Here is a 20,825-nt window from a genome sequence, read left to right on the forward strand (position 1 = left end):
TTCCAGGATCGACCCATGAACGACGGCATCCTGGACGAGGCGTACCGACGGCTGCACCGCACCGGCCCGGAGTTCGAGGGCTGGCTCTCCAACCACGGGCCGATGGCGGTCGAGGCACTGGTCCGCCACGGCCACGACCGGAGCGTGCACCGCTGGCTGGACGACTACCTCCGGCGGCTCGACGAGCTGCCCCGCGGCCTCCGGCCGATCGAGGACTGGCGGGACGCGCTCGGCGACCCGAAGCGGGCCGGCGACTGGCTCACCCACTTCGACCGTGAGCTGCGCGAACGGCCCTGGCAGGAGGTGCTGGGCGAGTGGTGGCCGCGACTGCTGCCGGGGATCGCCGCCGGGGCCACCCACGGGGTGATCCGGGTCGGGCACGCCGTCCGGGTACTGCGCGAGGACGGCCCGGCGCCGGACCGGCTGGCCGAACTGGGGCAGGCGCTCGGCTACTGGGCGGCCCGCTGGCAACCCGTACCGGGCGCCGCCGACCCGTGGCGCCACGATCCGGCCGGCGACCGGCACCGGCACGACGACGGCCTCGCGAGCGCCGCACGCTCGGGGGACCCGGACGGGACGCCGGACGTCGCCGCCGCGCTGGCCGCGCTGCCCCGGATCGCCGACCGTACCGGGGGCATCGTGGCCCGGCTGGGCCGGCTGCGGGACGTACCCGAATGGGAGGGTGCGCTCGCGGCGCTGCGCCCCGCGCGGACGCCCGCCGCCGCGGAACGGGGCCTGGTCACCCTCGTGCACCGGGCCGCGTTGGACTACCTGCGGTTCGGGCACGCGAACGCGGTGATGCTGGTGCACGCGGTGACCGCGCCGACGGCGGTGCTGCGTACCCTGCCCGCCCTCGACCCGGTGCTCTGGGCGCCCAGCCTCGCCGCGGCCTGGTCGGCCACCGCAGCGGTGACCGCCGTGTACGCCCCGGCCAACGGCGCCCGGATGCCGGCGGTGGCGGCCGGCGCCCCGGCGGAGGTCTTCGCCCGGGCCGCCCGGCACGGCGACGCGCACGTGGTCAAGCTGGCCGACGCGGTGCTCGACGCACACACCCTGACCGGGGACGAACGGGTGCTCGCCGCCGCCGGCCTGGCCGGTCAGCTGATCTGAACGAACTCCTCCACGGCGGTGCAGACCCGACCCAGCACCTCGGCCGAGCGGGCCAGCGGGCCGGGCACCATCATCCCGTGGTCGGCGTCGGGGATCTCCAGCACGTGCGGGGTGAGGCGGCGGGCCAACTCACCGTCCCACACCCGGTCGGCGGTGCCGCCGACCAGCAGGAACGGCGCAGTGGCCCGGCTGAGCGCGTCGACCACCCAGGGCAGGTGCAACAGCGGGGTGAGCCAGACCGCCGACAGGCCGCGGTCGGCGGCGAGCGGGGCGGCCATCGAGCCCAGCGACTTGCCGACCAGCAGCTCCGCCGGCCCGGTCAGGGCCGGTGTCACCTGCTCGACCACCCAGTCCATCGCCGCGGCGAGCCCGTCCCGGTCGGACCCGAACCGGTCGGGCACCTGCCAGGAGACTTCCTGGACGGTGAAGCCGCCCCGGCGCAGTGCCTCGCCCGTGTAGGCGAAGAGCGGAAAGCGGGTGTCGTAGCCCTTGCCGGGAATGAGCACGGCACGCCGGTCTGCCATCGTCGCCTCCTGTCGTCGCCCCTCACGGTAGCCGCGCACCCTCGAGCGTGGGGGGCGACCAAATGTCGCGACGGTGATCACCCACGCGGGTAGCGTCGGCGGCATGTGGCCTCGGATCGGTGGACTCCGCACGCTCGCCCTCGGCACCCCCGGGCCGGTGCGTGCCAACCTCAACACGCTCGTGCTCGCCGGAGTGAAGACCGCCACCGCCGGGCTGCTCACCGAGTACGCCGAGGAGGGCGAGGAGCTCGAGCACGTCGGCGAGCGGCTGGCCCTGGTGGACGACCACGACACCCTGATCGGGGTCGTCGAGATCACCGGGCTGGAGGTGGTCCGCTTCGCCGACGTCCCCTGGGAGTTCGCCCGCTCCGAAGGGGAGGGTGACCGATCCATCGAGGAGTGGCGGGAGGGGCACGCCGCCTTCTGGGCGCGGGTCGGCACCCCGGTCACCGACGACACCGAGATCGCCTGCCTCCGCTTCCGGCTGGTCTCCGCCGGCGACAGCGGCATCGCCGGCGGAGACCTCAGCACCTGACGATCACGCCGTACGCAGCTCCGGCAGCAGGCGGGTCGCGACGTCGACCAGCACCGCCTCGTCGCCGGCGTACCAACTGCTGGCCCGGGGCCAGTGCGTGATCACGTCGGTGAAGCCCAGGGCCGCCGCCCGGGCGACCTGCTCGGCGAAGAAGTCGGCGCTGCTCAGCGAGAAGACCGGCGCCGCGTCCAGGGACAGGTAGCGGGGCAGCGTGGCCGGGTCGCGGCCGGCCTCCGCCAGGGTGGTGTCGAGTCGGGCGGACACCTCGGCCACCCCGTCCCACCAGGCCGCCATGTCGTCACCGCCGATGCCGGTGGTGACCCAGCCCTGGCCGAACCGGGCGACCAGCCGCATCGAGCGGGGACCGTTGGACGCCACCACGAAGGGCACCCGGGGCGTCTGCACGCATCCCGGGTTGTTGCGGGCGTCCACCGCGGCGAACCACTCGCCCCGCCAGGTGGTGCCGTCCTCCCGCAGGATCAGATCGAGCAGCTCGGTGAACTCGGCGAACCGGTCCACCCGCTGCCGCGGCGGCAGCGTCTCGCCGCCGAGCACCGCAGAGTCGAAGCCGATGCCGCCCGCGCCGAGACCGAGCAGCACCCGGCCGCCGGAGACGTCGTCGAGCGCGGTGATCTGCCGGGCGAAGGCCGCCGGGTGCCGGAAGTTCGGTGAGGCGACCAGGGTGCCGAGCCGGATCCGCGAGGTGACCGTCGCCGCGGCGGTCAGCGTGGCCATCGAGTCGAACCACGGCCCGTCGACGAGGTCCCGCCAGCCCAGGTGGTCGTAGGTCCAGGCGTGGTCGAAGCCCCAGTCGTCCGCCTGCCGCCACCGGTGCTGCGACTCCGACCAGCGCTGGTCGGGAAGGATCACGATGCCAATCCGCATGATCGGCAGCCTACGACCCGCGGCGGACGCTCCCGGCTGCGCCGCCGCACCCGCCGAGCCGGTCAGCCCGTCAGCCGGCGGCCAGTTTCGCCAGCATCCGGGGCAGGTGCGGGTCCAGCGTGCGGGGGTCCGCCGCCAGCACCTCGGCCGGTGTCCACCAGCGCACGGCGCGGAACTCACCCGGGTCCGGGGTGAGCGGCTGGTCGCGCCGGCCCGCCAGCACGTACCAGAGGCTCACGTCGACGTGCCGGTCCGCCGGCGGCCCGACCGTCGGGGTGATTGTCAGGAAGAGCGGGCGCTCGCCGGGCTCCGGCGCGAAGACCGCGGGCACGCCCAGCTCCTCCACCACCTCCCGGCGTACGGTCGCCGCCGGGTGCTCGCCGGGCTCGACGTGACCGCCGGTGGGCAGCCACAATCCGGCGTTGCGGTGGTCGACCAGCAGCACCGCGCCGTCCGCCGGATCCCGGAGCAGGAAGTATGCGACCAGGTGCGGGGACGGCGTGCGCGGCTTCGCCCGGCGGAAGACGTCGTCGGTGCGCCCGAGCCAGTCGAGGCACTCCGCGCGGTGCGCGGCCTCCAGATCGTCCAGCGGGTCGATCGCCCCGACCAGGGCCCGGATCTCGTCCATCACCCGCATCGCACCGGTCACCCCTGTTCGGCCGCGTCGGCGGCGGCGCGAACGAACTCGCGTACCCGCTCGGTGGTGTTGGTCGCCAACCAGACCGGGCCGCGCAGGATCGGCGGCGCGTCGTGGATCGGCACGTACGCCAGATCCGGCCGGGCGTGGTAGCGGCGGGTCAACTCGCCCACCGGCAGCACGCCCCGACCCAGCGCGACCAGGGAGAGCAGCTCCGAGAAGGTGGCACCGACCGGCCCCTTCGGCACCGGCCGGCCGGACGGGGTCCGCTCCGGGGTGCGGTCCCGCTTGAACTCCGCCGAGGTGGCCGCCGGGTACTGCACCACCGGATGGTCGCCGAGCACCTCCAGGGAGACCGACCCGGCGGCGGCCAGCGGATGCCCGGCCGGCACCGCGAGCAGCCGGGCCTCGGAGATCAGCGCCGGGCCGTTTGCCATGCCGTCGAAGGGGTACGAGGCGATCAGCACGTCGATCGAACCGTCCAGCAGGCTGGCCCGGGAGTTGGTCAACTGCGCCTCGTGGACGTGCACCACGCAGTCCGGGTGGCGGGCGGTGAACAGGCTGACCGCTCGGAGCAGCACCGGCGCCGTCCACTCGCCGAGGAAGGCCACCCGCAGCTCGCCGGTGACGCCCCGGCCGGCCTCGACGGCCCGCCGCACCGCCTCGTCCATGCCGGCGACGAGCGGGCGCAGGTCGTCGGCGAGCCGGTGGCCGATCGGGGTGAGCCGGACGACGCGGCTGGTCCGCGCGAACAGCGGCGCGCCGATCCGCCGTTCCAGCTTCCGCACCACGTGGCTGATCCGCCCGGTGGTGACCCCCAGCGTCTCCGCCGTCCGCCCGAAGTGCAGCTCCTCGGCGAGGGTCAGGAAGGTGTCGACCTCGTGCCGCTCCAGCACGCTGGCGCTCCCGTCGTTGAATCCGGTTCAACGATCGTAGTCCGATCGGGTCTTGGTCCGGGTTCCCGCCGCCAGCAGGCTGGACGTACCGCATCTCGGCGGCAGGTGAACGACAGGAGAAGCGATGTCCACGGTGGAGGAGTATCTGAGCGGGCTCGACGAGCCGATGCGGGAGATCGGGGCGAAGCTGCTGCCGATCATCGACGCGGCGCTGCCGGGCGCTGCCGGGGCAATGTGGCACGGTCACCCGGTCTGGAGGCTCGGCGAACGGCCGGGGCAGCGGCCGGTCTGCCTGCTCAAGGCGTACCCGGCGTACCTGACCCTGGGGCTGTGGCGCGGCCAGGGGGTGACCGACCCGTCCGGCCGACTGGTGGCCGGCGCCCGGTCGATGGCCTCGGTCAAGCTGCGCACGGTGGCGGAGGTCGACGCGGCCCTGTTCACCGACTGGCTCCGCCAGGCGTACGACCGGGAGGCGGCGTGAGCAGCGTGCGGGTGACCGGATTCGACCACCTGGTGCTGACCGTCGCCGACGTGGAGCGGTCCCTGGCGTTCTACACCGGCCCGCTCGGCCTGGCCCCGGTCCGGGTCGACGAGTGGCGCGCGGGCCGGGTGCCCTTCCCCTCGGTACGCATCGACGCCGGCAGCATCATCGACCTGGTCCACGGCCAACGGGGCGACTCGAACGTGGACCATTTCTGCCTGGTCGTCGCCCCGCTCGACTGGGAGTCGCTGATCCCGTCCGGCGACCTCGACGTGATCGAGGGGCCGGTGCGGCGGTTCGGCGCGCGGGGCTCGGCCACCTCGGTCTACGTCCGCGACCCGGACGGGAACGTGGTGGAGCTGCGCTGGTATCCGCAGGACCAGGCTCCGCGCTGACGGCCGCCCCGCCAGTCCGCCGCCCTGGCCGGGGCCGCGGCATTTCCGCTGGCCCTGGGCCCCCCGGCCCGGTAGACAGGTCGACATGATCGACGCCACCGACATGGACTCCGACGAGGTCCACACCGTGCTGGACGCCCTCGCCGCCGCCGGCTGCCCGGCCTGGATCAGCGGCGGGTGGGGTGTCGACGCGCTGGTCGGGCGGCAGACCCGGCCGCACCGCGACCTGGACCTGGCCGTCGCCGAGGAGCACGAAGCCGCCGCGTTGAGTGCCCTCGGCCAGCTGGGCTACGTCATCGAGACCGACTGGCGGCCGGTCCGGGTGGAGGTGGTCGCCGAGGGACGCGGCCGGGTGGATCTCCACCCGCTGGCCTTCGACGAGGCCGGCGACGGTCACCAGGCCGGACTGGACGGCGGCAGTTTCCGCTGGCCGAGGGAAGGCTTCACGCGTGGGGTGGTGGCGGGCCGCCCGGTGCACTGCATCTCGGTCGACCAACAGGTGCTGTTCCACAGCGGATACGAGCCCCGGGAGATCGACCGCGCGGATCTGGCTCTCCTGCACCGACTCGCCGAGGGGTAGGAGGCACCGCCAACGGCGCGACTGCTGGAGCCGGCGCAGCGCTCTGCCGGTACGGTCCGCTGGTGGCTACCCTCTTCTTGACCTGCGGCATCCAGGGCAGCGGGAAGACGACTCTCGCCCGGCGCCTGGAGCGGGAGCAGCACGCCCTGCGACTCACCGCCGACGAGTGGCTCCGGGAGCTGCATCCCGAATCGTCCGAGGTGGAGCTCGACGCCCTCCGGGATCGCGTGGAACGACTCCAGTGGTCGACGGCGCTCCGGGTGCTGACACTCGGTGCCAACGTCGTCCTCGACTGGGGGCTGTGGGCGATGGAGGAGCGGGACCGTTACCGCTCCGTGGCTCAGTCGCTCGGGGCCCGGGTGGTGCTGTGCCTGCTGGAACCCTCCAGGCGGGAACTGCGCGATCGGCTGAGCAGGCGGAACGCGGCCCTGCCGGCCGGGGCCTTCCGGATCACCGACGAGGAATTCGAGCAGGCGTGGGAGTTCTTCCAACGGGAGCGCCCCACTCCGGATGAACTGGCGCTCTTCGACCCGATGCCCCGCCCTCGGCCGTGCCCCCTTCCACCTGGCGACGACATAATGTGATCGTCATCACAGCGGATTCTGGTCGGCGTTTGCCTTGTCGGCTCCGATCCCTGAGTGAGCCGGCAACCGGACGGGTGTCGCCTGACGGAGAGGAACGTGCCTGATGACGAAGGTGACCGCACAGCTGTCCGTGTCGGTGGACGGTTTCTACGCCGGTCCACGGCACACCGGCGATGGCGACTGGATGGATTCGGCGGAGAGCGCGAAATTCTTCCGGGTCACCCGCTGGGTGACCGACGCGGCAGCGTGGCGAGAGCGGCAGGGCTTCGCCGGCGGGGACCAGGACACGAACTCCGACGTCATCGCCGAGTCGTTCGGGGCGGCCGGGGCGTACGTCATGGGGCGCCGGATGGCCGACGGCGGTGAGGTGCCCTGGGGTGAGGAGCCGCCCTTCCGCGCGCCGGTCTTCGTGGTCACCCACCGTCCCCGGGAGCCGCTGATGCGCCGAGGTGGCACCAGCTTCACCTACGTCACCGATGGGGTGGCGAGCGCCGTCGAACAGGCGCGCGCCGTGGCGGGCGGCCGGGACGTCGCGGTGGCCGGCGGCGGAAGCCTGGTGCGCCAGGTGCTCAAGGCCGGCCTGCTCGACGAGTTGGAGCTGCATGTCGTACCGGTCGTGCTCGGGACCGGGCTGCGGCTGTTCGACGCGGACCTCGACCTCGGCGAGAAGGAGGCGGTCGAGCTGACGCCGACCCGGGTCATCCACACGCCGCAGGTCACGCACATCCGCTACGCGGTAGGCGGGCGCGCCCCGCTGGTGCTCGACGACCGGGGCAGCGGTGGCGGGCCCACCGTCACCCGGTGACAGGTCGACGCGTGGCCGGGAAGCCGGCCCGGTCGCAGGCGGCGAGGCACCTGGGGCAGGGCCGTCCGGCGTACATGATGGAGTCGGTCGACCAAAGCTGAACGGGAGGAGTTTGCTGTGGCGAGGTTCGTGACCATCGGGTACGGCGACCAAGCGGGCTACGACCGCACCGACGCAGCCGTGCGGGACACGGCGCACGCGCATGACGCCCGCCTCCGGCAGGACGGGGTGGAGATGGGCCTCGCCGGCCCGCCCGTGCAGGTCCGGAACCACGACGGCGCGGGGGTGACCACGGCGGACGGACCATTCATGTCCTCCTCCCTTCCCGTAGCCGGGTTCGCCGTCGTCGAAGCAGCGACGCTGGCCGAGGCCATCGACATCGTGTCGCGTACGCCCTGCGCCGTCGCGCACGGCGTGGTCGAGGTATGGCCGTTGCAGGAGTCGCCGTAGGTGCTGAATCTCCCCCGCCCGCCCATCGACAGGTCAGCGCCGCGACGGCGGCCAGGATCGCTGATGTGGGTGCTTGACGGATACTGCCGGCATGGGGACGCCCTACACTCCTGCTGCCAAATTCCGTCGCACCCAGGCCGAACGCGCCGACCAACTGCTGTCCTGGCAGCGGTCGGACCAGGCGTTCTTCGCCGCCGGCGCATGCCATGTGCTCGCCTTTGTCGCCGTCGAGCGGTACGCCTCCGCCGGTTTCGGCGTCGTGGGCCTACGTCAGCTCGGCGAGCCCTACGTCAGTCACGTGATCATCAGCAACGGTCGCTGGGCCTTCGACCACGACGGCTGGACGCCGCTGCCCGAGCTGATGCGCGCCACCGCGGAGTACGAGCCGCACCCGCCCTGGGAGCTGCTACCGATCACGTCGACCCTTCGGCGATTCTGTGCCGATCACGCCTCCCGCATGCCGGCGCAGTATGCACACGACCCGGTGCCACGTGCCCGAAAGTACCTGCGAGAGCGACCCCGTCCAGCGGAGGCGGTGTAGACCCCCCGGCACGGCGCGTCTCCACGTTGATCATCGCGGCCCCAGGCCGGTACGCCCGTCGATCAGCTCGCGGACGGCGTCCAGGTGACCGGCGTGGCGGGCAGTCTCCTCGATCATGTGCAGCATGATCCGGCGCAGATCCGTGGTCTGCGACGCCAGTGGCTCCTCCGGATGCCTGCCGGCGGGTGCGGCCGTGAGCGGCGTGAGGGCAATTGTCTCGTCCGAGATACGGCACTGGTCGCGGTAGAAGCCGTAGACGAGGGACAGCGGGCGAGGCGTGGTGAGCGGTGGGTGATCGCCGTCCGGCCAGGGCAGCGGCGCGGCCGAGCCGGTGAAGATCTGCTGGAACCAGTGCCGTTCCGCGTACCCGAGATGTTCCACCAGCCCCAGTGGCGTCCATCCCGAGGGGAGGACGGGCTTGCGTAGCGCGGCCTCGTCGAGGTCCGCCAGGATGGCCAGAACGCTGGCCCGCTGAAACGTCAGAAACTCGTGCAGCGCGGTCTTCTCCACATCGATTTCCGTCATGCCGGCACGCTACCGATAGGTACCGACAGTGCTGAGCCTCGTAGCAAGGATGCTGAGGGGCGGGTACGACGAGCGCAAGGAGCAACCTCAACGACTGAGGCCCAGCGAGGAAGCCTGTCCTGGGCCGGGCCCCCGCTGGATCAGCGGAAACGGCGTTGCCTGGTTTCCGCACCTGCGGCAGCCTTACCGCGTGATCGAGACGCGTGTGCTCACCGAGGGCGACTGGAAGGTCTGGCGGGAACTGCGGCTCGCCGCGCTGACGGAGGCGGCGTACGCATTCGGTTCCCAGCTGGCGGAATGGCAGGGCGACGGCGACCGTGAGGAACGCTGGCGCGGTCGGCTGGCCATCCCCGGCTCGTACAACATCGTGGCGATGCTCGACGGGCAGCCCGTCGGCATGGCCAGTGGGCTGCCGGCCGGTCAGGAGGGCGTCGTCGAGCTGATCTCGATGTATGTCGCGCCGCTGGGACGTGGCCGGGGCGTGGGCGACCATCTCCTGAGTGTGGTCGAGCAGTGGGCACGGCAGGCGGGCGCGGGAACGCTGCGGCTGGCCGTGGTGGAGGGCAACAAGAACGCCTGGGCGCTCTACCGGCGGAACGGCTTCCGGGAGACAGGGGAGCTGGGCGACCTCATGCCCGACGGCATCCGTCGGGAGCACCTCATGGTCAAGAGCCTCGCTGCTTAGCGGCGGCGGCTGCCGATCGCGTAGACGTTCAGCAACCTGACCATGGCGAACATGGGCTTCGCCAACGGCGTTGACGAGCCTGGCACCTTCCGGGGCTTCGGGGCTGGCTGATCGGAGCCGTGAAGAGCAGGCGAAGGACACGCGGCATGACCCCTGAACCTGGAACATCGATGGCCCCGGCTGGGACTGTCGTCCTGGCCCAATGGCACACCGCAGCCCCCTGCACGACCGGACGTCGCGATGTTCAGCGGTTCACGAAGCCGGGGTAGGCGTCCACTCGCCCATCCAGCCGCTGTACCACCAGGAGGCGGCCGTCTTCGGTCCAGATTCTCTCGCCGGGATACACGAAAATCGGTGGATGATCCAGCACGAAATTGCCCCAGCGGTCAATCAGCGTCAAGCGGTCCGCCTGCTCAGGCGCACTCCTGAACGGCCCCTTCGCGCTGGGAGGACCGATGTATCGACACTTCTTGCTCATGTCTCCCCCAGTCGGTCTCCCGTCCGTCACGGTGCCAGACAGTCTCGGAAGTGTGGACATGGGCGGAAGTCTCTCGGCAGTGACCTGGTTTTACCTGCGTCGCCATGCTGGCCGCCACGCCCGGGAGCTGACCGTAGTTGGCCATCGTCGCCCATCTCAACGGGCCCGCAGACCGGTTCCAGGTCGTTCCGCTCGGCTCACCAGCCCGGCACAACCACCGCAGGCTGGTCGCACCGATGCGGTTACCAGAACGTCAGGCGGAACACGTCTCGGGCAACCAGGCCGCCCGGCGGCCGGAGCGGGTCGTAGCCGTCGCCGAAGTACCCCGCTCGTTGATGGGAGCGGAGAACGAGACGATGGCCGGCGAACACGAGGATGACGCCAACGGCAGCCATCGTCGCCGCCCCCTGTGGGGACATCAGCCGCACACCCGCCGCCCGGAACGGCAACGGAAAAACAGTCAAGAGGATCGCCAAACGGTAGAGCCAGATGCCCGCACGGTAGGTGAAAAGCCGCCGACAGGCCTCGAACTCGCTGCTCTCGATTGACACCGCGTCAGGTTAGTCCGTGCTCGGCTCTCATCGCTGGCCCTGCCGTCGCCGCTGTCCTTGTCGGTATCCCTTGGCGCTGCCGGTTAACCGCTCCTCTGCCCGAAGCCCATCTCCGCCGTGAGCCCGCACATCGTGGCCCGGGCCAAGTCTCCGACGTCAACCGCCCGGGTAGGTGCCCAGGACTGGGCCCCCGGGGGGTCATCGGCGTACGACGCGCAACGTCGAAGACCCTGGCCGGGACTCGCGTCCTGACCAGGGCCTCGATCGTGGAGCGGGTGACGGGAATCGAACCCGCACTGTCAGCTTGGGAAGCTGATGTTCTGCCATTGAACTACACCCGCAGGCGGCACCACTGTACCTGAGGTCACCGAGCCCGCGCACCCAGGTACCCCGGCGCGCCGCCGCTGACCCACGGTGGTCGATGGAGTCCGAAGGGTAGCCGCCCCAGTGCAAAAGTTTCACAACGGCAACATATGACCGTTCTCAAATCTGTCGATGGGTTGTAACGTCACCCCCACGTTCCCAGCCACGGTGCGACACACCCCCTGTCGTGCCGCGAGAAAGAGGTGGGCCCATGGGACTCCGTCCCAACCTGCTGACCCGGCGTGCCGCCGGTGTCGCGTCGACGACCCTCGCGTTGCTGCTCAGCACCGCTGCCGTAGGCGTCGTTCCCGCTGCTTCCGCCTTCTCCGCCGCTCCCGGCGGAGCCTCCTGCGCCGAGCCGGCCGACGTCCACTCGGACGCCCGGATCAAGAAGGGCGGGATCGCCAAGCACGAGCCCAACGAGCTGACCGCGAAGCAGGTCCGCGAGCGCGAGGCGGACCTCGCCACCGCGCTTCGTGAGCGGGCCAACTTCCGCGCCGGCGCCGGCGCGACCACCCTCGCCACGGTGACCGTCCCGGTCGTGGTGCACGTGATCCAGCGGGACGGCACCCGCGCCGGCGGCAACATCCCGGACTCGCTGATCACGTCCCAGATCAGCGTGCTCAACCAGGCCTACAGCGGCGCCACCGGCGGCGCCGCCACCGCCTTCAGCTTCCAGCTCCAGAGCATCAACCGGGTGACGAACCCAGCGTGGTACCCGATCGTCCAGGGCTCCAGCGCCGAGCGGGCGATGAAGACCCAGCTGCGCCAGGGTGGCAAGAACACCTTGAACATGTACCTGGGTGAGCTCAGCGACAACCTGCTCGGCTGGGCCACGTTCCCGAAGCGCAAGCTCGACAGCATGGACGGTGTGGTCGTGCTGAGCGAGTCGCTGCCCGGTGGCACCGCCACCAACTACAACCAGGGCGACACCGGCACCCACGAGATCGGCCACTGGCTGAACCTCTACCACACCTTCCAGGGTGGGTGCTCCGGCTCGGGTGACAGCGTCGACGACACCCCGGCCGAGGGTTCCGCGGCGTTCCAGTGCCCGACCGGTCGGGACACCTGCACCGCGGCCGGCCTGGACCCGATCACCAACTTCATGGACTACACCTACGACTCGTGCATGTACCAGTTCACCCCTGGTCAGGCGAGCCGCATGTTGACCGCGTGGAACGCCTACCGCGCGGCCTGACAAACCCAGCACCACAACACGCCGGTGCCGGCTCCGTCTCACGGCGGGGCCGGCACCGCGGTTTGTGGGGTCAGGCGGCCGTGCGGCGGGTGTCGAAGCCGTGCCGGCCACGTCGGGTCGGCCGTTGATCGGGTACGCCGGTGTCGGCGACCTGATGCGCGGCGCGCGGGTCGAGCCAGACCTGGACGGCCGGCCGGCCACCCTCGGGGCTCCAGGCGCCGCCGTGGCCGCGCCGCGTCAGCATCGCCACGTCGATGCTGAACTCGAAGAGCCGCCAGTCGACCTGGGGTGCGGCCCGACCGATCTCGGCCACCCGGGCCATCCGCACGGGGTCGACGACCGGCCGGGCTAGCCCGGCGACGTACGCCTCGTCGTCGGTCTCCTCCGGCGGGAACGAGTGGAGCGCGTAACGACCGTCGCGCTCGAGGTCGCGGCGCTTGGGCGAGTCGACCACGAAGCAGTAGAGCCCGTCCTCGGTGATCAGCGGGCAGACCGGGTGCACCCGGGGCCCACCGTCGGCGCGGACGGTGGCCAGGTAGCCGAAGCCCGGCCCGTACTGCTGGAGGAGAAGGCGGATCCCATCGGCGAGGCGGGGCTCGTCGGCGGCGAAGTCGGACCAGGAAGCCATGCGGACAGTCTATCGAACAGGTGTACGAATGCGCAGTCCGACGCGCAGATCGCCCGGACCGTTTCGATATGGTGTGCCGATGCTGCTCTCCGACCGGGACCTGGTCACCGAGATCAAGGCGGGAACGCTCGGGTTGGAGCCGTTCGAGCCCACGCTGGTGCAACCGTCCAGCATCGACGTGCGCCTCGACCGGCTCTTCCGGGTCTTCAACAACCACCTCTACACCCACATCGACCCGGCGGTGCAGCAGGACGACCTGACCTCCATGGTCGAGGTGCCGGAGGGCGAGCCGTTCGTCCTGCACCCGGGGGAGTTCGTGCTCGCCTCCACGCTGGAGGTCATCTCCCTCGGCGACCAGCTCGCGGGCCGGCTGGAGGGCAAGTCCAGCCTGGGCCGGCTCGGCCTGCTCACCCACTCGACCGCCGGCTTCATCGACCCCGGCTTCTCCGGGCACGTGACGCTGGAGCTGTCGAACGTGGCGAACCTGCCGATCACCCTCTGGCCGGGCATGAAGATCGGCCAGCTCTGCATCTTCCGGCTCTCGTCGCCGGCCGAGCACCCGTACGGTTCGGCGGTCTACGGCTCGCGCTACCAGGGGCAGCGCGGCCCGACCCCGAGCCGGTCCTGGCAGCACTGGCGTACCTGGCCCACCCGCTGACGGGCAAGGGGCCCCCGCTCGACGGGAACCCCTTGCCGATTGATCAGCCGGGCCGGCCGTAGCTGTTGATCGGGCCGTCGTCGACGCGCTTCATCTTGATGGGCTCGCCGGACTGAGAGGCGTGCACCACCCAACCCCCGCCGACGTACATCCCGACGTGGTGCAGGTCGGCGTAGTAGAAGACCAGGTCGCCGGCACGCAGCGCGGACCGGTCGATCCGCGCGGTGACCGCCCGCTGCTGCCGGGCGTTGTGCGGCAGCGACACACCGGCCTTCGCCCACGCGGCCATGGTCAGGCCCGAGCAGTCGTAGTGGTCCGGGCCGGCGGTCCCCCAGACGTAGATCTTGCCGATCTGGGCGCAGGCGAACTTGACCGCGATCCCGGCCGGGCCGCCCGGGTAACCGGCAGGGCAGGGGGCGGGGCGCAGCGGGCCGCCGCCACCGCTGCCGTACACCTTGAGCCGGAGCTTCTGGAGCCGGGCGATCTCGGTGTCGATCTGCTTCTTCTTGGCGGCGAGCTGCGCCTCGGTCCGGGCCAGCTGGGCAACCATCTCGTCCAGTGGCTTCTTCTTCGCGGCGAGCTGGTCGCGCAGCTCGACGACGGTGCGCACCTCCTGCTGCTGGCGGCGGGCGAACCGGTCGAGCAGTTCCAGGCCGGCCACCACGTCGCTCGGCGACCGGCTGCCCAGCACCGCGTTGACCGTGGAGACGTGCTCACCCTTGTACGCCTCGACGGCGAGCCCGCTGACCTGGTCCATCGCCAGGTCGACCTGGCGTTGCAGGGGTTCGATCCGCCGCGCCAGCGCGTCGGCCTGCCGGCGCTTGACGGCCAGGTCCTGGCGGGTGGCGTTGTGCTGCTCGATGATCGGTTCGAGGCGGTTCCAGTCCTCGTCGATCTGCCGCTCGATCTCGGTGACCGACGGGTCGGCGTGCGCCGCGGTGGCGCCGCCGGTCAAAACGACCGCGACCCCGGCCAGGGCGGCGAGGACGGTGGTGAAGCGGGACCAGCGTGATCGCGGCGCAGCCGTCCACCGGTCGACCTGGGTCGACCGACGCGACGGTGGCCGCGGGGCATGGTGTGCCACCGGGTTCCGTGCTCCTTCTTCCGTGACCGCCTACCGGGTTAGCTGACGGGTTCGGGCGGGAAGGGAGCGCCCTACCGCAGTGGCTGCGGATTCACCCCGGCGTACCTGGGTCCCCGGCTCGCCCGGAGGCGACTCGGCGGTGCCGGCCGTTACCGCCCGGGTTGGACGGACCTGTGGCAGCCGACGAATGACCAGAGTAGAGACGACCGTTATCGATCCGCAACCCGCCTGGCCGTGACACTCCGTGTCGACGACGCGCAGATGGCGAAAAGGGCCCCGGCGGTGCCGGGGCCCTTCGTGCGTCGTACCGGGTGTCAGGTGACCCGGCGGAAGCCCGCGACGGGCATGTACGCGATCTTTGCCACCTGGACCGGCTTGCCGGTCCGCGGCGCGTGCACCATCAGCCCGTCGCCGAGGTACAACCCGACGTGGTGCAGGTCGCTGAAGAAGAAGACCAGGTCGCCGGGGCGGGCCTCGGAACGCGACACCGACCTGCCCTCGCTCCACTGGGCGCCGGTGAAGTGGGTCAGGTAGATCCCCGCCGCCTTGTAGGCGTACTGGGTGAGGCCGGAGCAGTCGAACGAGCTCGGCCCGGTGGCGCCCCAGACGTACGGGTCGCCGACCTGCGCGCAGGCTGTCCGGATGGCGGTGCGCGCGGCGCTGCTCACCACGCCCTCGACGGTCGGGCAGCCGGCTACCTTGACCACGGTCTTCGGCATCGACGCCTGGAGCCGCTTGATCTCGGCGTTGATCTTCGTCTTCTTGGCCGCCAGGTCCTTCTCCTGCTTGGCCTGGGCGGCGATCAGCGCGTCGAGCTTCTTCTTCTCGCCGTCGTACTTGCGGCGCACCGCGAGGACGCCCTCCACCTGCTTGCGTTGCTGCGCGGCGAGCCGGTCCAGGATGGTCAGCTGCTCGGCGAGCGTGCCGGGCTGGGTGTTGACCAGCAGCGCGCTGATCTCCTGCGAGGGGCCGGTCATGTAGTACCGCGAGGCAAGGTCGCCGACCTGGTTCATCGCCAGCTCGCTCTGCAACGCCAGCGGCTCGATCTTCTTCTGCAGCTCGGCGGCCTTCTTGCGGTTGACCTTGAGCTGGGCCCGGACCTTGTTGTAGTCCTCGATGGTCGGCTCAAGCTGCTCCCACTGCTTGTCGATCGCCGCCTCGATCTCCTCCGGCGAGGGCGCGGCGTGCGCCGGCACGGCGAGCATCCCGGCGCCGACGGCGACCGCCGCGACCAGGGTGAGCAGGCGGTGGACGACCCGGCGCAGGCCCGCCGGACGGGTGGGCTGACGATGGGGGGGCATGGTTGCCACCGGTCATCGACTCCTTTGCAACCGACCGCCGGGCGCCTCGCTAGGGGGAAGAAGGAGGCAGACGACCCACAGCGGCCGGTGCAACATTAGGGGTGTCACGCAGCGGAATCAAGGTGGGTCTTCATTCCATCCTGTCTGCGCAATCGGCTGCACACAAAGGGTGTTCGCTCATTTTCCAACGATCGCGGTCAATACGTCGTCGAGCGTGACGACACCCAGCGGACGCCGGCCGTCGCTCACCAGCACCATGTGCCGCCGCTCGCGGCGCATCGCCAGCAGCAGATCGGCCAGCGTACGGTCCGGCGGCACCACCGCCAGCGGCCGGTAGACGTCGGCGGGCACCGGTGCCCGGCGGGACGTCCCCGCGTACCCCAGGACGTCCTTGACGTGCACGAAGCCCAGCACCCGGCGGGTCGACCGCTGCACCACCGGGAAGCGCGACCGGCCGGTCCGGGTGGCCAGCACCTCCAGCGACGCCGGCGAGACGTCCTCGGCCACCGTGGTCACCGTGGACCAGGGTTGCAGGGCGTCCGCGGCCGTCCGCCGGTGCAGCGCCAGCGCCCCGGTGATCCGGGCGTGCTCCTCCGCGTCGAGCAGCCCCTCCGTCCGCGCCTGGGACACCAGCCCGGCCAGTTCCTCGGCGGTGAAGACCGTCTTCACCGCCTCCGTCGCCTCCACCCCCCACAGCCGCAGCACCAGCCGGGCCGCCCACTTCATGGCCACCAGCAGCGGCTTGGTCGCCACGCAGAAGGCCAGCATGGCCGGCCCGAGCCAGAGCGCTGACGTCTCCGGCCCGGCCAGCGTGATGTTCTTCGGCACCATCTCGCCGACCACGGTGTGCAGGAACACCACCACGCCGAGGGCCAGCAGGAAGGAGATCGGGTGCACCAGGCCGTCCGGCAGTCCCACCGCGTGGAAGACCGGCTCCAGCAGGTGCGCCAGGGCCGGCTCGGCGATCGCGCCCAGGCCCAGCGAGCAGATGGTGATGCCGAGTTGCGCTCCGGCGATCATCAGCGGGATCTGGTTCATCGCCGACAGCGCCCAGCGGGCCCGCTTCGAGGTCGCGGCGAGGGGTTCCACCGCCGTACGGCGGGACGCGATCAGCGCGAACTCGCTGCCCACGAAGAACCCGTTGCCGAGCAGCAGGACGACCGCCACGAGCAGTTCAGTCATCGCCGTCCGGCTCCTCGGGGCGGACCACCCGGACCTGTTCGATCCGGTGCCGCTCCACCTCGACGACGGTGAACTCGTACCCGGAGTCCTCGACCGTCTCGCCGGGCACCGGGATGTGACCCAGCCGGGCCATCAGGAACCCGGCCAGCGTCTCGTACGGCCCCTCGGGCAGCCGGAAGCCGGTCAGCTCGGCGAGCTCGTCCTCGCGCAGCACCCCGTCGGCGAGAACGGTCCGCTCGCCGCCCGGCACGGTCAACTCCGCCGCGTCGGCGTCCGCCACGGCAGCCGGGTCGAACTCGTCGGCGATCTCCCCCACCAGCTCCTCGACCAGGTCCTCCACGGTCACCACGCCGTCCGTGCCGCCGTACTCGTCGACCACGATGGCCAGGTCGGCGCCGGCGTCCTTCAGCGCGGCCAGGACACCGTCGAGGTCAAGGCTCTCCGGGACGTACACCGGCTCCCTGGCCACCGCTGCGACCGTCGTGGAAGCTCGGCGGGCCAGCGGCACGCCGAGCGCGTCGGGCACCCCGGCGACGCCGGTGACCAGGTCCAGGGTCTCCTCGTAGACCGGGAAGCGGGTCCGCCCGGTGGCCCGGGACGCCTCCAGCAGCTCGGCGACGGTGGCGGTGGCCCGCAGCGCGATCACGTCGACCCGCGGGGTCATCGCCTCGGCGGCCCGCTTGTCGCCGAAGCGGATGGTGCGGCGCAGCAGCATCGCGGTGTCCGGCGGGAGCGCCCCGGCCCGGGCCGAGATGGCCGCCAGCAGGCCCAGCTCCTCCGGGGAGCGGGCGCTGGCCAGCTCCTCCTGGGGTTCCACCCCGAGCTGGCGGACCAGCCGGTTCGCCGAGGCGTTCAGGGCGTGGATCAGCCAGCCGAAGGTCCGGGCGAAGGTCCGCATCGGCCCCGCGGTGGCCAGCGCGGTCGGCATCGGCCGGGCCAACGCCAGGTTCTTCGGCACCAGCTCGCCGAAGAGCATCGAGATCAGCGTGGCCAGGGCCAGGGCGAGCAGCGGGCTGAACCGCTCGACGTCGCCCAGGGGTCGCAGCAGCGGGGTGAAGAGCCGGGCCAGCGCCGGCTCGGCGAGATAGCCGGTGAGCAGCGCGGTGAGGGTGATGCCCAGCTGCGCACCGGAGAGCTGGAAGGAAAGCTCGCGCAGCGCCCGGCGTACGGTGGCCGCCGAGCTGTCACCGGCGTCGGCCCGCCGGTCGATCTCGGCGCGGTCGACGGTGACCAAGGCGAACTCGGCGACCACGAAGAACGCGTTGCCGGCGGTCAGCAGCACGAAGCCGACCAGGGGCAACAGCGTGCCGAGCAAGAGTCCGTCGATGAGCGAGATTGTCCCACGGGCCACGCGGCGGTAGAAGTTCGCCCGCCCGCCCCTGGACAGACGACGGCGGCGGCACCTCGTGGGTGCCGCCGCCGTCGTGCGTGCGCGCGTCGAAGGTACGACCTCAGCCGGCGACCGGCTCGGCCTCCTTCTCGCCCTGCGGGGCGTCCGGCTTGACCGAGCGGAGCAGCACGCTGGCCACGTCGATGACCTCGACCTCCTCGTCGGCGCCCTTGCCGTTGACCCCGTCGTTGAGCATCGTCGAGCAGAACGGGCAGCCGACGGCGACCGTCTTCGCCCCGGTGGACATGGCCTCCTCGACCCGGTCCACGTTGATCCGCTTGCCGATCTTCTCCTCCATCCACATCCGGGCGCCGCCGGCGCCGCAGCAGAAGGAGCGCTCGCTGTTGCGCGGCATCTCGGTGAGCTCCCCGGCGATGGCGTCGCCGAGCACCTCGCGCGGGGCGGCGAAGACCCGGTTGTGCCGGCCCAGGTAGCAGGGGTCGTGGTAGGTCACGCCACCGTCGACCGGCTGCACCGGGGTGAGCTTGCCGGTGGAGACGAGGTGGGCCAGGAGCTGGGTGTGGTGCACGACCTCGAACTCGCCGCCGAGCTGGCCGTACTCGTTGCCGAGGGTGTTGAAGCAGTGCGGGCAGGTGGCGACGATCTTGCGCTTGGCCTTCTCGCGCCCCTCGAACGCCTCGTTGAGGGTCTCGACGTTCTGCTGGGCGAGCATCTGGAAGACGAACTCGTTGCCGATCCGGCGGGCCGGGTCGCCCGAGCAGGTCTCACCCTCGCCGAGAATGGCGAACTTCACGCCGGCCTCGTTGAGCAGCGTGGCCACCGCCCGGGTGGTCTTCTTGGCCCGGTCCTCGAACGCGCCGGCGCAGCCGACCCAGAACAGGTACTCGAAGTCCTCGACCTCGCCGACCCGGGGCACCTCGAAGTCCAGGCCCTTGGTCCAGTCCTCGCGGGTGTTCTGCGGGGCGCCCCACGGGTTGCCCTTGTTCTCCAGGTTGCGGAGCATGACGCCGGCCTCGGACGGGAAGCTCGACTCGATCAGCACCTGGTAACGGCGCATGTCGACGATGTGGTCGACGTGCTCGATGTCGACCGGGCACTGCTCGACGCAGGCGCCGCAGGTGGTGCACGACCAGAGCACGTCGGGGTCGATGACCCCGCCCTCCTCGGCCGTGCCGATCAGCGGCTTGTCACCCTCGGCGAGCGACAGCACGTCGAGGTGGGCGAGCTGCGCCTGAGTGGCCTTCTCCTCACCGGTCAGGTCCTTGCCGCCGCCGGCCAGCAGGTACGGCGCCTTGGCGTACGCGTGGTCGCGGAGGCTCAGGATCAGCAGCTTCGGCGAGAGCGGCTTGCCGGTGTTCCAGGCCGGGCACTGCGACTGGCAGCGGCCGCACTCGGTGCAGGTGCTGAAGTCCAGCAGGCCCTTCCAGGTGAACTGCTCGACCTGGGCGACGCCGAACTGGTCCTTCTCCGGGTCGGCCTCCTCGAAGTCGAGCGGCTTGCCCTCGCTCATCATCGGGCGCAGCGCCCCGAGGCCGGAGCCGGCGGGCTTGGCCGGCTCGCGCTTGAAGAAGATGTTGGGGAAGGCCAGGAACCGGTGCCAGGCGACGCCCATGGTGACGTTGAGCGAGATGACGATGAGCCAGGTCATCGAAATGATGATCTTGATGAGAGCGGCGACGCTGGCGCCGTCCTGCCAGTCCGGCAGCACCGCGCCCACGGCGTGGCTGACCGGCGTGGCCCAGACCGGGTACTCGAAGTGGTCCGTGGCGACCTTGAAGCCCCGGATCACGAAGCCGAAGATCAGGACCAGCAGCACGATCCACTCGACGAAGTAGCCCTGCCACATGGTCGAGCCGGTGAACCGGGAGCGCCCGCCCGGTCGGGTCGGCCGGTTGCGCAGCCGGATCGCCATCAGCACCAGGATGCCGACCAGGCCCAGCACGCCGATGATCTCGGTGGCCAGGCCGAAGATCGTCCAGTGTCCGATGATCGGCAGCCCGCCGGCCGGGGTGACGACCTCGAAGTACGCCTCGAGCACCAGCAGCGACAGCACGACGAACCCGACCATCACGGTCCAGTGCGCCGCTCCCACCACGCTCCACTTGAGCATGCGGGTATGGCCGAGGGTCTCCACCAGCATGGTCTTCGTGCGGGCGCCCTTGTCGGTGAACCGCTCCGGCGCGGGTTGCCCCAGTCGGATGACTGCCGTCATCTTCATGACCGCACGCACCGCAAGCCACACCGCCACGGCGGTGATGGCGGCCGCGAGGATCGTGGTGACGATCTGGACGCTGCCCATCGAGTTGGCCTCCCGGTCTGCTGCCTGGTCGAGCGGCTCGGCAACCGGGGGCCGGGTCAGTGCGGGACCGGCGTGACGCCGCTGCCGCACCCGTGACCG

Annotated in this window: 25 protein-coding genes, 1 tRNA gene and 1 riboswitch; of the genes, 12 read left to right on the forward strand and 14 right to left on the reverse strand. The window is 71.3% G+C overall.

Going from position 1 to position 20,825, the window contains the following annotated elements:
• The first annotated feature begins 15 nt into the window (after window positions 1-15).
• The gene (locus AC5RWQ_RS04155) at window positions 16-1,110 is read left to right on the forward strand and encodes a questin oxidase family protein (RefSeq protein ID WP_494281401.1); all 1,095 of its coding nucleotides are present in this window, start codon (window positions 16-18) and stop codon (window positions 1,108-1,110) included.
• Here AC5RWQ_RS04155 and AC5RWQ_RS04160 read toward each other — a convergent pair.
• Window positions 1,098-1,634, reverse strand: coding sequence for an alpha/beta fold hydrolase (locus AC5RWQ_RS04160; RefSeq protein ID WP_494281402.1), 537 nt, complete (start codon window positions 1,632-1,634; stop codon window positions 1,098-1,100). The two genes, AC5RWQ_RS04155 and AC5RWQ_RS04160, sit on opposite strands and share 13 nt — an antisense overlap.
• 103 nt (window positions 1,635-1,737) lie before the next feature.
• On the opposite strand from AC5RWQ_RS04160, the gene AC5RWQ_RS04165 reads away from it, so the two are divergent.
• The gene (locus tag AC5RWQ_RS04165; RefSeq protein WP_494281403.1) at window positions 1,738-2,169 is read left to right on the forward strand and encodes an ASCH domain-containing protein; all 432 of its coding nucleotides are present in this window, start codon (window positions 1,738-1,740) and stop codon (window positions 2,167-2,169) included.
• Window positions 2,170-2,172: 3 nt separating this feature from the next.
• On the opposite strand, the gene AC5RWQ_RS04170 is transcribed toward AC5RWQ_RS04165, so the two are convergent.
• The 3 genes from AC5RWQ_RS04170 to AC5RWQ_RS04180 form a co-directional block, all read right to left on the reverse strand.
• Window positions 2,173-3,054: an LLM class flavin-dependent oxidoreductase gene (locus AC5RWQ_RS04170; RefSeq protein WP_494281404.1), complete on the reverse strand. Its 882-nt coding sequence runs from the start codon at window positions 3,052-3,054 to the stop codon at window positions 2,173-2,175.
• Between the two features lie 70 nt (window positions 3,055-3,124).
• Window positions 3,125-3,682: an NUDIX hydrolase gene (locus AC5RWQ_RS04175; protein WP_494281405.1), complete on the reverse strand. Its 558-nt coding sequence runs from the start codon at window positions 3,680-3,682 to the stop codon at window positions 3,125-3,127.
• 17 nt (window positions 3,683-3,699) lie between these two features.
• Window positions 3,700-4,587 carry a LysR family transcriptional regulator gene (locus AC5RWQ_RS04180; RefSeq protein WP_494281406.1) on the reverse strand — a complete coding sequence of 296 codons (888 nt, stop codon included), beginning with the start codon at window positions 4,585-4,587 and terminating at the stop codon, window positions 3,700-3,702.
• Window positions 4,588-4,711: 124 nt separating this feature from the next.
• Here AC5RWQ_RS04180 and AC5RWQ_RS04185 point away from each other — a divergent pair, with 124 nt between their 5' ends.
• The 7 genes from AC5RWQ_RS04185 (at window position 4,712) to AC5RWQ_RS04215 (ending at window position 8,423) form a co-directional block, all read left to right on the forward strand.
• Window positions 4,712-5,068, forward strand: coding sequence for a DUF1801 domain-containing protein (locus AC5RWQ_RS04185; RefSeq protein WP_494281407.1), 357 nt, complete (start codon window positions 4,712-4,714; stop codon window positions 5,066-5,068).
• The gene (locus AC5RWQ_RS04190; RefSeq protein ID WP_494281408.1) at window positions 5,065-5,463 is read left to right on the forward strand and encodes a VOC family protein; all 399 of its coding nucleotides are present in this window, start codon (window positions 5,065-5,067) and stop codon (window positions 5,461-5,463) included. Before AC5RWQ_RS04185 ends, AC5RWQ_RS04190 begins: the two co-directional genes overlap by 4 nt.
• A gap of 85 nt (window positions 5,464-5,548) precedes the next feature.
• Window positions 5,549-6,043, forward strand: a complete 495-nt coding sequence (locus AC5RWQ_RS04195) for a nucleotidyltransferase domain-containing protein (protein WP_494281409.1) — start codon at window positions 5,549-5,551, stop codon at window positions 6,041-6,043.
• A gap of 62 nt (window positions 6,044-6,105) precedes the next feature.
• Window positions 6,106-6,627: a P-loop nucleotide/nucleoside kinase family protein gene (locus tag AC5RWQ_RS04200; RefSeq protein ID WP_494281410.1), complete on the forward strand. Its 522-nt coding sequence runs from the start codon at window positions 6,106-6,108 to the stop codon at window positions 6,625-6,627.
• 103 nt (window positions 6,628-6,730) lie between these two features.
• Window positions 6,731-7,432 (forward strand): dihydrofolate reductase family protein, encoded by a 702-nt coding sequence (locus AC5RWQ_RS04205; protein WP_494281411.1) that lies wholly within the window; start codon window positions 6,731-6,733, stop codon window positions 7,430-7,432.
• 117 nt (window positions 7,433-7,549) lie between these two features.
• Complete coding sequence (locus AC5RWQ_RS04210; RefSeq protein WP_494281412.1) at window positions 7,550-7,882, forward strand: YciI family protein; 333 nt, start codon at window positions 7,550-7,552, stop codon at window positions 7,880-7,882.
• A gap of 91 nt (window positions 7,883-7,973) precedes the next feature.
• Window positions 7,974-8,423 (forward strand): hypothetical protein, encoded by a 450-nt coding sequence (locus AC5RWQ_RS04215; RefSeq protein WP_494281413.1) that lies wholly within the window; start codon window positions 7,974-7,976, stop codon window positions 8,421-8,423.
• 30 nt (window positions 8,424-8,453) lie between these two features.
• On the opposite strand, the gene AC5RWQ_RS04220 is transcribed toward AC5RWQ_RS04215, so the two are convergent.
• Window positions 8,454-8,948 carry a DinB family protein gene (locus AC5RWQ_RS04220; protein ID WP_494281414.1) on the reverse strand — a complete coding sequence of 165 codons (495 nt, stop codon included), beginning with the start codon at window positions 8,946-8,948 and terminating at the stop codon, window positions 8,454-8,456.
• A gap of 190 nt (window positions 8,949-9,138) precedes the next feature.
• Between AC5RWQ_RS04220 and AC5RWQ_RS04225 the strand changes: the two genes are divergently transcribed.
• Window positions 9,139-9,633, forward strand: coding sequence for a GNAT family N-acetyltransferase (locus AC5RWQ_RS04225; RefSeq protein ID WP_494281415.1), 495 nt, complete (start codon window positions 9,139-9,141; stop codon window positions 9,631-9,633).
• A gap of 244 nt (window positions 9,634-9,877) precedes the next feature.
• On the opposite strand, the gene AC5RWQ_RS04230 is transcribed toward AC5RWQ_RS04225, so the two are convergent.
• The 3 genes from AC5RWQ_RS04230 to AC5RWQ_RS04240 all read right to left on the reverse strand — a co-directional run bounded on the left by AC5RWQ_RS04230 (window position 9,878) and on the right by AC5RWQ_RS04240 (window position 11,003).
• Entirely contained in the window at window positions 9,878-10,033 is a 156-nt protein-coding gene (locus tag AC5RWQ_RS04230; RefSeq protein WP_494281416.1) for a hypothetical protein, read from the reverse strand.
• A gap of 320 nt (window positions 10,034-10,353) precedes the next feature.
• Window positions 10,354-10,662, reverse strand: coding sequence for a hypothetical protein (locus AC5RWQ_RS04235; protein WP_494281417.1), 309 nt, complete (start codon window positions 10,660-10,662; stop codon window positions 10,354-10,356).
• Between the two features lie 267 nt (window positions 10,663-10,929).
• Window positions 10,930-11,003 (reverse strand) — tRNA-Gly (locus AC5RWQ_RS04240).
• 233 nt (window positions 11,004-11,236) lie between these two features.
• Between AC5RWQ_RS04240 and AC5RWQ_RS04245 the strand changes: the two genes are divergently transcribed.
• Entirely contained in the window at window positions 11,237-12,223 is a 987-nt protein-coding gene (locus AC5RWQ_RS04245) for a zinc metalloprotease (protein WP_494281418.1), read from the forward strand.
• Window positions 12,224-12,293: 70 nt separating this feature from the next.
• On the opposite strand, the gene AC5RWQ_RS04250 is transcribed toward AC5RWQ_RS04245, so the two are convergent.
• Window positions 12,294-12,851 (reverse strand): pyridoxamine 5'-phosphate oxidase family protein, encoded by a 558-nt coding sequence (locus AC5RWQ_RS04250; protein ID WP_494281419.1) that lies wholly within the window; start codon window positions 12,849-12,851, stop codon window positions 12,294-12,296.
• A 79-nt stretch (window positions 12,852-12,930) separates the two neighbouring features.
• Between AC5RWQ_RS04250 and dcd the strand changes: the two genes are divergently transcribed.
• Complete coding sequence (gene dcd / locus AC5RWQ_RS04255; RefSeq protein WP_494281420.1) at window positions 12,931-13,509, forward strand: dCTP deaminase; 579 nt, start codon at window positions 12,931-12,933, stop codon at window positions 13,507-13,509.
• Between the two features lie 43 nt (window positions 13,510-13,552).
• Here the strand turns inward: dcd and AC5RWQ_RS04260 are convergent, their stop codons facing one another.
• From AC5RWQ_RS04260 to AC5RWQ_RS04280, 5 genes are all read right to left on the reverse strand, one after another.
• On the reverse strand, window positions 13,553-14,593 hold the full coding sequence (locus AC5RWQ_RS04260; protein ID WP_494281421.1) for a C40 family peptidase: 1,041 nt from the start codon (window positions 14,591-14,593) through the stop codon (window positions 13,553-13,555).
• 12 nt (window positions 14,594-14,605) lie between these two features.
• Window positions 14,606-14,742: riboswitch (cyclic di-AMP (ydaO/yuaA leader) on the reverse strand.
• A 165-nt stretch (window positions 14,743-14,907) separates the two neighbouring features.
• The gene (locus AC5RWQ_RS04265; RefSeq protein ID WP_494281422.1) at window positions 14,908-15,903 is read right to left on the reverse strand and encodes a C40 family peptidase; all 996 of its coding nucleotides are present in this window, start codon (window positions 15,901-15,903) and stop codon (window positions 14,908-14,910) included.
• Window positions 15,904-16,071: 168 nt separating this feature from the next.
• Window positions 16,072-17,076 carry a hemolysin family protein gene (locus AC5RWQ_RS04270; protein WP_494281423.1) on the reverse strand — a complete coding sequence of 335 codons (1,005 nt, stop codon included), beginning with the start codon at window positions 17,074-17,076 and terminating at the stop codon, window positions 16,072-16,074.
• The gene (locus tag AC5RWQ_RS04275; RefSeq protein WP_494281623.1) at window positions 17,069-18,376 is read right to left on the reverse strand and encodes a hemolysin family protein; all 1,308 of its coding nucleotides are present in this window, start codon (window positions 18,374-18,376) and stop codon (window positions 17,069-17,071) included. The genes AC5RWQ_RS04270 and AC5RWQ_RS04275 overlap by 8 nt, the downstream gene beginning before the upstream one ends.
• Before the next feature lie 151 nt (window positions 18,377-18,527).
• Complete coding sequence (locus AC5RWQ_RS04280) at window positions 18,528-20,726, reverse strand: (Fe-S)-binding protein (protein ID WP_494281624.1); 2,199 nt, start codon at window positions 20,724-20,726, stop codon at window positions 18,528-18,530.
• Window positions 20,727-20,825: the final 99 nt, after the last annotated feature.

Source organism: Micromonospora sp. BS32 (assembly GCF_059089345.1).

Coding starts and splice junctions, on each gene's coding strand:
- AC5RWQ_RS04155 (WP_494281401.1), top strand. CDS start 16: ATGAACGACGGCATCCTGGACGAGGCGTACCGACGGCTGCACCGCACC.
- AC5RWQ_RS04160 (WP_494281402.1), bottom strand. CDS start 1,634: ATGGCAGACCGGCGTGCCGTGCTCATTCCCGGCAAGGGCTACGACACC.
- AC5RWQ_RS04165 (WP_494281403.1), top strand. CDS start 1,738: ATGTGGCCTCGGATCGGTGGACTCCGCACGCTCGCCCTCGGCACCCCC.
- AC5RWQ_RS04170 (WP_494281404.1), bottom strand. CDS start 3,054: ATGCGGATTGGCATCGTGATCCTTCCCGACCAGCGCTGGTCGGAGTCG.
- AC5RWQ_RS04175 (WP_494281405.1), bottom strand. CDS start 3,682: ATGGACGAGATCCGGGCCCTGGTCGGGGCGATCGACCCGCTGGACGAT.
- AC5RWQ_RS04185 (WP_494281407.1), top strand. CDS start 4,712: ATGTCCACGGTGGAGGAGTATCTGAGCGGGCTCGACGAGCCGATGCGG.
- AC5RWQ_RS04195 (WP_494281409.1), top strand. CDS start 5,549: ATGATCGACGCCACCGACATGGACTCCGACGAGGTCCACACCGTGCTG.
- AC5RWQ_RS04205 (WP_494281411.1), top strand. CDS start 6,731: ATGACGAAGGTGACCGCACAGCTGTCCGTGTCGGTGGACGGTTTCTAC.
- AC5RWQ_RS04215 (WP_494281413.1), top strand. CDS start 7,974: ATGGGGACGCCCTACACTCCTGCTGCCAAATTCCGTCGCACCCAGGCC.
- AC5RWQ_RS04220 (WP_494281414.1), bottom strand. CDS start 8,948: ATGACGGAAATCGATGTGGAGAAGACCGCGCTGCACGAGTTTCTGACG.
- AC5RWQ_RS04245 (WP_494281418.1), top strand. CDS start 11,237: ATGGGACTCCGTCCCAACCTGCTGACCCGGCGTGCCGCCGGTGTCGCG.
- AC5RWQ_RS04250 (WP_494281419.1), bottom strand. CDS start 12,851: ATGGCTTCCTGGTCCGACTTCGCCGCCGACGAGCCCCGCCTCGCCGAT.
- dcd (WP_494281420.1), top strand. CDS start 12,931: ATGCTGCTCTCCGACCGGGACCTGGTCACCGAGATCAAGGCGGGAACG.
- AC5RWQ_RS04270 (WP_494281423.1), bottom strand. CDS start 17,076: ATGACTGAACTGCTCGTGGCGGTCGTCCTGCTGCTCGGCAACGGGTTC.
- AC5RWQ_RS04280 (WP_494281624.1), bottom strand. CDS start 20,726: ATGGGCAGCGTCCAGATCGTCACCACGATCCTCGCGGCCGCCATCACC.